Here is a 10,310-nt window from a genome sequence, read left to right as displayed (position 1 = left end):
CCTTCACCAGCATCGCCTGCACCCTCATCTGCTACCGCAGACTCACCAAATGAGACGACTTCTAAAGACGCCGCTTCTTATGGTGTGATCGTTTGTTGAGCGGTGCATGACGGATCTGGTTGAGCGGTTGGTACCGGACGAGTTATGGGTCCTTTTCCGGCGGGTGGTGCCGCCGACGGAGGTGAAGCGCCCGCAAGGCGGCGGCCGACGACGGGCCGGCGACCGCGAGACTCTGGCAGCGATCATCTGCGTGGCCACCTCGGGCTGCACGTGGCGGCAACTGCCGCCGGTGGTCGGCCCAGCCTGGCCCACTGTCTACCGGCGCTTCGCCCAGTGGAGCCGAGAGCGGGTCTGGGTCAGGCTGCACCGGGTCATCCTCCATGAACTCGGTGCCAGAGGAGAGCTGGACTGGTCGCGCTGCGCGATCGACTCCGTCAGTGTGCGAGCGACAAAACCGGGCCACTGACCGGACCGAATCCGACCGACCCAGGCAAACCGGGATCGAAAATCCACCTGATCACGGACAGGAACGGGCTGCCCCTGTCGCTGGGCATCTCCGGTGCCAACCTGCACGACAGCCTCGGCCTGGAGCCGCTGGTGCGGGGCATCCCGCCCATCCGTTCCCGGCGCGGCCCGCGTCGCCGACGCCTGGCCAAGCTCCACGGGGACAAGGGATACGACTACGACCACCTGCGGCGATGGCTGCGCAAGCGTGGCCTCCGCCATCGCATCGCCCGCAAAGGCATCGAGTCTTCCACGCGATTGGGCCGCCACCGTTGGGTCGTCGAGAGAACCGTGTCCTGGCTGGCAGGATGCCGACGCCTGCACCGTCGTTACGAACGCAAGGCCGAGCACTTTTCTCGCCTTCGTCGGCCTGGCGGCGCTTCTGATCGGATACCGCCGCCTGACAAGACCGTCAGGACCTGAGCCGGTTCTGCTGGGGATCCCAGGTCGACGGCCACGATGTCGTCGTCGATCATCTCGGCGCCGAACGTCTCGGCCTGGGCCCGCATGTTCTCCATGAGGACCGGCCCGTCGACACCGTCGGGAAAGCCGGGGAAGTTCTCCACCTCGGTCGTGGTCGTCAGGGACCCGCCGACGAAGAAGATGGAGCTGTCGAACAGCAGAGGCCGGAGCTGGGCGCGGGCGGTGTAGAGGGCGGGGGGTGTATCCGGCGGGGCCGGAGCCGACGGCGCTGACCTCGCGTACGTCGTCGGTGCTGCTCACGCCGTTCACGCCTCCTGCTTGGCGTCGATCTCGGCGATCAGGGCCTCGATGCGGGTCTTGATCTCGTCGCGGATGGGGCGCACCGACTCGACGCCCTTGCCCGCCGGGTCCTCGAGGGCCCAGTCGAGGTACTTCTTGCCGGGGAAGATCGGGCAGGCGTCGCCGCAGCCCATGGTGATGACGTAGTCGGATGCCTGGACGGCCTCGGTGGTGAGGATCTTCGGCTTGGCGTCGGCGATGTCCACGCCGACTTCCCTCATCGCTTCGACGGCGGCCGGGTTGACCTGGTCGCCCGGGATTGAGCCGGCGGAGCGGACCTCGATCCGGTGGCCCGCGAGGTGGTTGAGGAATCCGGCGGCCATCTGGGAGCGGCCGGCGTTGTGGACGCAGACGAACAGCACGGAGGCGAGCGGGGCGGTCGACATGGGTTCTTCCTTATCAGCGGGTGGTTCAGGCGGGCAGGGAGGACAGCAGTTCGGTGATGTGGGCGTCGATCGCGTCCCGGATGCCGCGGACGACGGCAAGCGGGGCGCCGTCGGGGTCGGCGACAGGCCAGTCCAGGTAGCGGCGGCCGGGCACGATCGGGCAGGCGTCGCCGCAGCCCATGGTGATGACGATGTCGGCGGCCTGGACGACCTCGTCGGTCAGCGGCTTGGGGAACGCCCCGGCGGCGTCGACGTCGGCCTCGGTGAGGACCTGCGCGATGAACGGCTCCACCGAAGCCGCAGGGTGCGTGCCCGCCGAGGACACGGTGACCCGGCCGGCGGCGCGGTGTCCGAGGAGTGCGGCGGCGAGCTGGGAGCGGCCCGCGTTGTGGCTGCAGACGAACAGCACGCGCGGCAGCCCGTTGCCGGGGCCGCCCTGGACGTGGGCGAGAGCGTCAAGGCGTTCCGCGGTGAAGCGTTCGGCCAGCACGACGAGGTGCGTGCGCACCTGCGCGGTGGAGGCCAGAAGGCTGTAGGAGTCGGTGAGCAGCGCCTGGACGGTCTCGGCGGAGAAGCGGCCGGCGTGCCGGGTGGCGAGGCGGGCGGCTCCGGCGGCCAGGCGCTGGTCGGGCAGGAGGGGTAGGGAGGCGGCGGACACGGGAACTCCTTCGACGCGCCCAATAAGTCATCCCGCGCTGGTATCAGCGCGTGGTGATGTGACAGTATCAGGGCATGCTGACTTCAGTCGATCCTGATGTGATCCGGGTGTTGGGCGATCCGCTCCGCCTGAAGATCGTGACTCTGCTGGCGCGCGAGACGCTCTGCATGACGCACCTGGTTGAGGAGACCGGAGCCAAGCAGACCAACCTGTCCAACCATATGAAGGTGCTGCGCGAGGCCGGGCTGGTGGAGACCGAGCCGTGCGGCCGCTTCACCTACTTCAAGCTCAAGCCTGACGTCCTGGCCGGGCTGTCCGAGCAGTTTGCCGCGCTGGCCGCCTCCGCCCGTACCGCTGCCGAGAACAAGAGGGCCTGCCCGTGACCTCCACCGAGCCCACCACCGCTTCCACTGAAGGCACCGGCCCGGCCGGGGACGACTCGATCGTCAAGAAGCTCTCCACCCTCGACCGCTACCTCGCGGTGTGGATCCTCATCGCCATGGCCGTCGGCCTCGGGCTCGGGCGAGTGATCCCGGGACTGAACGACGCGCTGGCGAAGGTGGAGATCGGCGGGATCTCCCTGCCGATCGCACTCGGCCTGCTGATCATGATGTACCCGGTCCTGGCGAAGGTCCGCTACGACAAGCTGGACGCTGTCACCGGCGACCGCAAGCTGATGGTCTCCTCCCTGGTCATCAACTGGATCGTCGGCCCTGCGGTGATGTTCGCGCTGGCGTGGATCTTCCTGCCGGACCTGCCCGAGTACCGCACCGGATTGATCATCGTCGGCTTGGCCCGCTGCATCGCCATGGTGATCATCTGGAACGACCTCGCCTGCGGTGACCGCGAGGCCGCGGCCGTGCTGGTGGCCCTCAACTCCGTTTTCCAGGTCATCGCGTTCGGTCTGCTGGGCTGGTTCTACCTCGACCTGCTGCCGGGCTGGCTGGGCCTGGGCGACGGCGAGCACCTGGACATCTCCATGTGGGAGATCGCGCTGAACGTGGTCATCTTCCTCGGCGTCCCGCTGCTGGCTGGCTTCCTGACCCGCCGAGTCGGTGAGACGAAGATGGGCCGCGAGGGCTACGAGCAGCGCTTCCTGCCGAAGATCGGGCCGTGGGCGCTGTACGGGCTGCTGTTCACGATCGTCATCCTCTTCGCCCTGCAGGGGAAGACGATCACCTCGCAGCCGCTGGACGTCGCCCGGATCGCGCTGCCGCTGTTGGTCTACTTCGCGGTCATGTTCTTCGGCACCTTCCTCCTCGGCAAGGGCCTGGGCCTGGCGTACGACCGCACCGCGACGCTGGCGTTCACCGCGGCGGGCAACAACTTCGAGCTGGCCATCGCGGTCGCCATCGCGACTTTCGGCGTCACCTCCGGGCAGGCGCTGTCCGGCGTCGTCGGCCCGCTCATTGAAGTCCCGGTGCTGATCGGCCTGGTCTACGTCGCGCTCGCCTGGCGAAGGAAGTTCGCCGCCGGCGCGGTGACGACGGCTCCGTGACGCAGCACACGGATGTGGTGGTGGTCGGCGGCGGCCAGGCTGGGCTCGCCGCCGGCTACCACCTGCGTCGCCAGGGCCTCGACGTCGTGATCCTGGACGCCGAGGCGGCCCCGGGTGGGTCCTGGCAGCACATGTGGGACTCGCTGCACCTGTTCTCTCCGGCGGAGCACTCCTCGCTGCCCGGGTGGCTCATGCCCGCCCAGCCCGGCGAGACCTATCCGGATGCCGGGCACGTGGTCGACTACCTCACCGACTACGAGAAGCGCTATGACCTGCCCGTCCTGTACGGCACCCGCGTGGATGCCGTACGCCGCGACGGCGGGAGGCTCCTGGTCGAGGCGGACACCGGCACCTGGCGGGCCCGCGCGGTGATCAGCGCCACCGGCACCTGGTCACGGCCCTTCCTCCCCGCCGTCCCCGACCGCGAGGTGTTCACCGGCCGGCAGCTGCACACGGTGAACTACCGCTCCCCGGCCGACTTCACTGGTCAGCACGTCCTCGTCGTCGGCGGCGGCAACTCCGGCGCCCAGATCGCCGCCGACCTCGTCCTGGACGGCCGCGTCGATGTCACGTGGGTGACCCAGCGCCCGCCCCGTTATCTCCCCGACGACATCGACGGCCGCGCCCTCTTCGAGGTCGCCACCGCCCGCCGCCGCGCCCTCGACGCCGGCCGCAGCGACACCGGCGGCGTGGCCTCGCTCGGCGACATCGTCGCCGTGCCGCCGGTGCGGCAAGCACGGGATGCCGGGCTGCTGCAGGCAACACCCATGTTCATACGCCTCGAACGCGACGGCGTCGTGTGGGCCGACGGCACCCGCGCCGAGGCCGACGCCGTCGTCTGGTGCACCGGCTTCAGACCCGCCCTCTCCCACCTCGCGCCCCTCGGACTGCGCGGCACGCGCGGACACATTCCCACCGCAGGCACCCGCGCGGTCGACGAGCCGCGCCTGCACCTGCTCGGCTACGGCGACTGGACCGGACCCGCCTCCGCCACCCTCATCGGCGTCGGCCGCCCCGCCCGGGACGCGGCCCGCGAGATCGCCGACGTGCTCGCATCCCGCTGATGGTCCGGCGAGCCGCAGCCCGGTTGGCCGTCACGCCGGGCGGGCGGTGAGCAACTGGCCCATCGCGGCCAGCACCGACGCCTCCACCCGGTAATACACCCAGGTCCCGCGCCGCTCGGAGACGAGCAGCCCGGCCTCCTTGAGCTTCTTCAGGTGGTGGGAGACGGTCGGCTGGGAGACGCCGACATCGGAGATGTCGCACACGCACGCCTCCCCGCTGGGGTGTGAGGCGACCGCCGAGAACAGCCGCAGGCGCACCGGGTCGCCAAGCGCCTTGAACATCTTCGCCGTCCGCTCCGCCTCCTCGCCGGTGAACGGCCGCTCGGTCAGCGGCGGGCAGCACGGCGCCACGGACTCCGGCTCCAGCAGCGGGAGCACCTTCGTGTTCGACATGCATCTATGTTGACACATGTCGAATCAGTGGGCGAGGGGCGGAGCCGCGTGCGATCACGGACCGCCCCACGCCCGTCAAGGGTCGACCGCTACAGGCCGGCGACGGCCGGGGCCTTACGGACGTGCGCGGCCAGCGGTTCGATCACGTACTCGGCATCGCGGCCGACGCCGCGCAGCGTGTTGGACGCGAAGGACCGCTGGAACTCCAGGCCGAGGTGGACCAGGCCGGGATGGGTGACGGAGATGCCCCCCGCGTGCAGTGGCGCCCCCTGTTCGTCGAGCGCACCCAGCTTGGCCAGGTAGTCGAGGTGGGGCCGGTATCCGGTGGCGAGCAGTACCACGTCGGCCTTCTCCCGGCTCCCGTCGTCCCATATGACCTCGTCGCCGTCCAGGGCGGTGAACATCGGCCGCCGCTGAAGCCTCCCCGACTCCAGAGCGTCCTGGTAGCGGCCGGTGTCGAGCACGAGGGTGCCGCCGACGTAGTGGATCAGCCAGTGGGGCGGCAGGTGGTCGAAGCCGGTGGCCGTCAGCCAGTGGTGCAGGTCCTTGCCGTCGCGGATCTGCGGCAGGAAGCGGACCGCGGCGCGGGTGGCCAGGGTCACCGTGGCCACCTCGGCCAGTTCGTAACCGATCTGGACGGCGGAGTTGCCGCTGCCCACCACCACGACCCGCTTGCCCGCATACGGCTCGGGGCTGCGGTAATGGGCGACATGCAGCACCTCGCCGGCGAAGCCCTGCTGGCCGGGCAGGTCGGGCAGCAGCGGGTTGCCGAAGGCGCCACTCGCGGCGACGATCCCGGCCGCGCCCAGGCGGCGGCCGTCGGCGGTGTGCAGGATGAAGCCGGCGCCATCGCTCTCCACGCTCTCGACACGGGCGTGGGTGCGGATCTCCGCATCCAGCCGGTCCGCGTAGCGGGTGAGGTAGTCCACGACCTCGTCGCGGTGCGGATAGCGGTCGCCGTCGCCGCCGAACGGCAGGCCCGGAAGGCTGCTGAAGCGGGCCGGTGAGAACAGCGTGAGGCTGTCGTAGTAGCCGGGCCAGGACCCGGCCGCCCGCCCGGACGCCTCCAGTACCACCGGCACCAGCCCCCGCTCGCGCAGGACGTGAGCGGCGGCGAGCCCGGACTGCCCGCCCCCGATGACCGCGACATCGACGTGCTCCATGAACCAGGCCCTCGATTCGACGACTGTCTATGTTGACGCTTATCGAAGCAGATGGCATGCTGGCGGCGCAAGCCATCGACGGACGTCGAAGTAAAAAGGAGTCGCCGTGAACGCGCCCACCACCACCGAGCTGCCTGTAGTGGTCGTCGGGGCCGGCCCGATCGGCCTGGCCACCGCCGTCCACCTCGCCGAGCGTGGCATCACGCCGCTGGTCCTGGAGGCCGGAGCGTCCGCGGGCGCCGCGGTGCGCGAGTGGTCCCACGTGCGGCTGTTCTCCACCTGGGGCGAGGTGACCGACCCGGCTGCCGAGAAGCTGTTGGCGCCCACCGGCTGGACCCGGCCCGACGCGAGCACCTATCCCTCCGGCGGTGACTGGGCCGAGCAGTACCTTCAGCCGCTCGCCGATGCCCTGGGCGAGCGCGTCCGCTTCGGCGCCACCGTCACCGGCGTCTCCCGCACCGGCCGCGACCGCGTCGTCGACGCCGACCGCGAAACCCAGCCCCTCGTCGTGCACTTCACCACCGCCGAAGGCCGCGAGGAGCGCGTCTTCGCCCGCGCGGTCATCGACGCCTCCGGCACCTGGGCCACCCCGAGCCCGGCCGGCGGCAGCGGCCTGCCCGCCCTCGGCGAGCGGGCGGCAAGCGACCGCATCACCTACCGCGTCCCCGACCTCAAGGACCCCGCCGTCCGCGCCCGCTACGCGGGTAAGCGCACCGCCGTGATCGGCTCCGGCGCCTCCGCCTTCACCGCCCTCGCCTACCTCGCCGACCTGGCCAAGTCCGACGACGGCGCGGGTACGAAGGGGGTGTGGATCCTGCGCCGGGGCATCTCCGGCTCCACCTTCGGCGGCGGCGAAGCCGACCAGCTCCCGGCGCGCGGCGCCCTGGGCCTGGCGGCGAAGGCCGCCATCGACGAGGGCCACGCGGACGCGGTCACCGGCTTCCGTACCGAGGCGATCGAGCGGGCGGACGACAGCCGCCTGGTCCTGCTCGGCGAGGACGGACGACGCCTGGACGCGGTCGACGAGGTGATCGTCCTGACCGGCTTCCGCCCCGACCTGTCCTTCCTCTCCGAGCTGCGCCTGGGCCTCGACGAGCGCCTCCAGGCGCCGGTCGAGCTGGCTCCGCTGATCGACCCCAACCAGCACTCCTGCGGCACCGTCTACCCCCACGGCCACCGCGAGCTCTCCCACCCCGAGCAGGGCGTCTACCTGGTCGGAATGAAGTCCTACGGCCGCGCCCCGACCTTCCTGGCGATGACCGGCTACGAGCAGGCCCGCTCCGTCGCCGCGGCGATCGCCGGCGACCTCGCCTCCGCTGACCGGGTCGAACTCACCCTCCCCGAGACCGGAGTCTGCGGCGGCGCCGGCCTCTTCGACGCCCCCGACGCACAAGAGGCTGACGGCGGCGGCTGCTGCGCCCCCGCGCCGCAGCTCGTCCAGCTCAGCGCCCCCGCCACAGTCAGCGCGGCTGCCGAACAGGCCCCGGCGGGCAGCTGCTGCGGCTCGTGACCGACCTGAACACCCCCTCACGCGGGGCCGCGACCGGAACAGGGGACCGGTCGCGGCCCCGCGCCGTCCTGCCCGCCCTCTGCGCCACGCAGATCGTGAGCTGGGGCATCGTCTACTACGCCTTCCCCGTCCTCAACCCCCAGATCACCGCCGCCACCGGCTGGCCGGCCGGGGCGACCACCGCAGCGTTCTCCCTCGCCCTCGTCATCTCCGCCCTCGCCGGAATCCGCGTCGGCCGCATCCTCGACCAGCGCGGCCCACGCGCCGTCATGACCGTCGGCTCCGTGCTCGGCGCCGTCAGCCTGCTGATCGTGGCCGCAGCCCCCAACCTCCTGGTGTTCTTCGCCGGTTGGGCGCTGGCCGGGCTCGCGATGGCCGCCACCTTCTACCAGCCCGCGTTCGCCGCCCTCACCCGCTGGTGGGCCCCCGACCACATGCGCGCCCTGACCATCGTCACCCTTGCAGGCGGGCTCGCCTCCACCGTCTTCGCACCCCTGACCGCCGCCCTCGCCGACCACCTGTCCTGGAGCCATACCTACCTCGTGCTCGCCGCCATCCTCGCCACTGTCACTATCCCCGCCCATGCCCTGGCCCTGCGCGTACCCTGGCCGGACGCCCCCACCAGCCCTGCACACAAGGCCGAAGGCGCTGCCGAGGTCGGGCGCAGCCGGCCGTTCCTGCTGCTCTCCGCCGCCTTCACCCTGTCCAGCTTCGCGATGTACGCCGTCGTCATCGCCCTCGTCCCGCTCCTGCTGGAACGCGGGTACACAACCAGCCAGGCCGCGTTGGCCCTTGGCATCGGCGGCGCCGGACAGACCCTCGGCCGCGCCCTGTACGCCGCTCTCGCCCGCCGCACCACCGCCACAGCCCGCACCACGATCCTGATCACGCTCGGCGCACTGACCACCGCCGCCTTCGCCGCCACCCCAGGCCCGTACGCCCTGCTCATCGCCGTGTCGGTCATGGCCGGCATGGTCCGCGGCAACCTCACTCTCCTCCAGGCCACCGCCATCACCGACCGATGGGGCACCACCCACTACGGCCGCCTCTCCGGCCTCCTTGCCGCACCCGCCCACACAGCGGCAGCACTCGCGCCGTTCGCCGGCGCCGCCCTGGCCGTGCCCCTCGGCGGCTACGGACCGCTGTTCTTCCTCCTTGCCACCGTCTCCGTGGCCGCCACGCTCATCGCACCGTGGACAGCCACCGACGCCGTACGCCGCCGGCCCGGACGACGGCCGCAGTCGTTGACCACAACTGATCATTGACCGGATCTGTCAAACGAACGGTGTGACCAGGGTGGTTGGAGCTATTGGCGGGCTGCGGAGAGTCTGCCGTCGAAGGTGATGTCGAAGGCGTTCAGGGCGGTCTTCCAGCGCATGGTCCAACGGGCCGGGCCCTTGCCGGTGGGGTCCAGCGACATGATGGCCATGTAGACGTACTTCAAGACGGCCTGCTCGTTCGGGAAGTGGCCGCGGGCCTTGACCGCCCGCCGGATCCTGGTGTTCACGGACGCGATCGCGTTGGTGGTGCAGACGATGAGGCGGATCTCGGTGTCGGAGCGGAGGAAGGGCGTGAACTACTCCCACGCGTTCTCCAGAGCCGGACGATCGCCGGGTACTTCTTGCCCCAGGCATCGGCGAATTCGGCGAACCGCTCGAGGGTAGCCTCTTCGGTCGGCGCGGTGTAGACGGGCTTGAGGACCCGGGCGATCTTGTCCCAGTCCTGGCGGGCGGCAGAGCGGAAGGAGTTCCGCAACAGGTGGACCACACAGGTCTGGACCGTGGTGCGGGGCCAGACGGTCTCGACGGCGTCGGGCAGGCCCTTGAGGCCGTCGCAGACGAGCATGAGGACGTCGTTGACGCCGCGGTTCTTGATCTCGGTGTGGATGTGCATCCAGTGCTTGGCGCCCTCGCCGCCGTCGCCGGCCCACAGGCCCGGGATGTCCCGTGACGCTTGGAGGGGGCTGGGACTGCTGCATGATCGGGTGACAGCGGCGGTTTATGCAGCCAGAGCTGCGGGTGGGGTCATGATGGTCTCGTACTCGACGGGGGTCAATCGGCCCAGGCGTCGTTGCCGTCGGCGCCGGTGGTAGGTCCGCTCGATCCAGGTGACGATCGCGATCCGCAATTCCTGGCGGGTGGCCCAGACGCGGCGGTCGAGGACGTTCTTCCGCGGCAGTGCGAAGAAGCTCTCCATTGCGGCGTTGTCACCGGCGGCCCCCACCCGGCCCATTGAGCCGACCAGGCCGTGCCGGGTGAGGACGGCGGCGACCTTGCGGGACCGGAAATTGGGCGAGTTCAATTACTGAGGTTGAACTCGTGATGTCGCTGGGTTGATCAGGCAGGTCTGATGGTCAGGCCGGTCTCGGTGAG

General features: G+C 70.6%; 9 protein-coding genes and 4 pseudogenes. 6 read left to right on the top strand and 7 right to left on the bottom strand.

Annotated features, from left to right (window positions below; translation table 11 throughout):
• Nucleotides 1–106: 106 nt before the first annotated feature.
• Nucleotides 107–910 (top strand): annotated as a pseudogene (locus QNO09_RS39260) (IS5 family transposase); the annotation flags it as partial.
• A gap of 37 nt (nucleotides 911–947) precedes the next feature.
• Here QNO09_RS39260 and QNO09_RS39255 read toward each other — a convergent pair.
• The 3 genes and pseudogenes from QNO09_RS39255 to QNO09_RS39245 all read right to left on the bottom strand — a co-directional run.
• Nucleotides 948–1,227: pseudogene (locus QNO09_RS39255) on the bottom strand (NAD(P)/FAD-dependent oxidoreductase); the annotation flags it as partial.
• A gap of 5 nt (nucleotides 1,228–1,232) precedes the next feature.
• Nucleotides 1,233–1,652, bottom strand: a complete 420-nt coding sequence (locus tag QNO09_RS39250) for an arsenate reductase ArsC (protein WP_283975008.1) — start codon at nucleotides 1,650–1,652, stop codon at nucleotides 1,233–1,235.
• Nucleotides 1,653–1,677: 25 nt separating this feature from the next.
• The gene (locus QNO09_RS39245; protein ID WP_283975007.1) at nucleotides 1,678–2,310 is read right to left on the bottom strand and encodes an arsenate reductase ArsC; all 633 of its coding nucleotides are present in this window, start codon (nucleotides 2,308–2,310) and stop codon (nucleotides 1,678–1,680) included.
• A 74-nt stretch (nucleotides 2,311–2,384) separates the two neighbouring features.
• Between QNO09_RS39245 and QNO09_RS39240 the strand changes: the two genes are divergently transcribed.
• From QNO09_RS39240 to QNO09_RS39230, 3 genes are read left to right on the top strand one after another with little or no spacing between them, the layout of a single operon-like run.
• A complete protein-coding gene (locus QNO09_RS39240) occupies nucleotides 2,385–2,693 on the top strand; it encodes an ArsR/SmtB family transcription factor (RefSeq protein ID WP_145830475.1) in 309 nt (102 codons plus the stop codon).
• The gene (gene arsB, locus QNO09_RS39235; RefSeq protein ID WP_283975006.1) at nucleotides 2,690–3,808 is read left to right on the top strand and encodes an ACR3 family arsenite efflux transporter; all 1,119 of its coding nucleotides are present in this window, start codon (nucleotides 2,690–2,692) and stop codon (nucleotides 3,806–3,808) included. Before QNO09_RS39240 ends, arsB begins: the two co-directional genes overlap by 4 nt.
• Nucleotides 3,805–4,872 (top strand): ArsO family NAD(P)H-dependent flavin-containing monooxygenase, encoded by a 1,068-nt coding sequence (locus QNO09_RS39230; RefSeq protein ID WP_283975005.1) that lies wholly within the window; start codon nucleotides 3,805–3,807, stop codon nucleotides 4,870–4,872. Before arsB ends, QNO09_RS39230 begins: the two co-directional genes overlap by 4 nt.
• A gap of 30 nt (nucleotides 4,873–4,902) precedes the next feature.
• On the opposite strand, the gene QNO09_RS39225 is transcribed toward QNO09_RS39230, so the two are convergent.
• Both QNO09_RS39225 and QNO09_RS39220 read right to left on the bottom strand, forming a co-directional pair.
• Nucleotides 4,903–5,265, bottom strand: a complete 363-nt coding sequence (locus tag QNO09_RS39225) for an ArsR/SmtB family transcription factor (RefSeq protein WP_283975004.1) — start codon at nucleotides 5,263–5,265, stop codon at nucleotides 4,903–4,905.
• An 89-nt stretch (nucleotides 5,266–5,354) separates the two neighbouring features.
• Nucleotides 5,355–6,428: a flavin-containing monooxygenase gene (locus QNO09_RS39220; protein ID WP_283975003.1), complete on the bottom strand. Its 1,074-nt coding sequence runs from the start codon at nucleotides 6,426–6,428 to the stop codon at nucleotides 5,355–5,357.
• Nucleotides 6,429–6,534: 106 nt separating this feature from the next.
• Between QNO09_RS39220 and QNO09_RS39215 the strand changes: the two genes are divergently transcribed.
• Together QNO09_RS39215 and QNO09_RS39210 are read left to right on the top strand one after the other, a co-directional pair.
• The gene (locus QNO09_RS39215; protein ID WP_283975002.1) at nucleotides 6,535–7,938 is read left to right on the top strand and encodes an FAD-dependent oxidoreductase; all 1,404 of its coding nucleotides are present in this window, start codon (nucleotides 6,535–6,537) and stop codon (nucleotides 7,936–7,938) included.
• Entirely contained in the window at nucleotides 7,935–9,203 is a 1,269-nt protein-coding gene (locus QNO09_RS39210; protein WP_283975001.1) for an MFS transporter, read from the top strand. The genes QNO09_RS39215 and QNO09_RS39210 overlap by 4 nt, the downstream gene beginning before the upstream one ends.
• Nucleotides 9,204–9,244: 41 nt before the next feature.
• On the opposite strand, the pseudogene QNO09_RS39205 reads toward QNO09_RS39210, so the two are convergent.
• Nucleotides 9,245–9,897, bottom strand: a pseudogene (locus tag QNO09_RS39205) (IS256 family transposase); the annotation flags it as partial.
• Between the two features lie 39 nt (nucleotides 9,898–9,936).
• Nucleotides 9,937–10,224, bottom strand: a pseudogene (locus QNO09_RS39200) (integrase core domain-containing protein); the annotation flags it as partial.
• Between the last annotated feature and the right edge of the window lie 86 nt (nucleotides 10,225–10,310).

Source organism: Streptomyces sp. 378 (assembly GCF_030124145.1).
In the GTDB taxonomy this organism is placed as follows: Bacteria; Actinomycetota; Actinomycetes; order Streptomycetales; family Streptomycetaceae; genus Streptomyces.
Note: the sequence above shows the minus strand (reverse complement) of the source record. Positions and strands in the feature narration are given on the sequence as shown.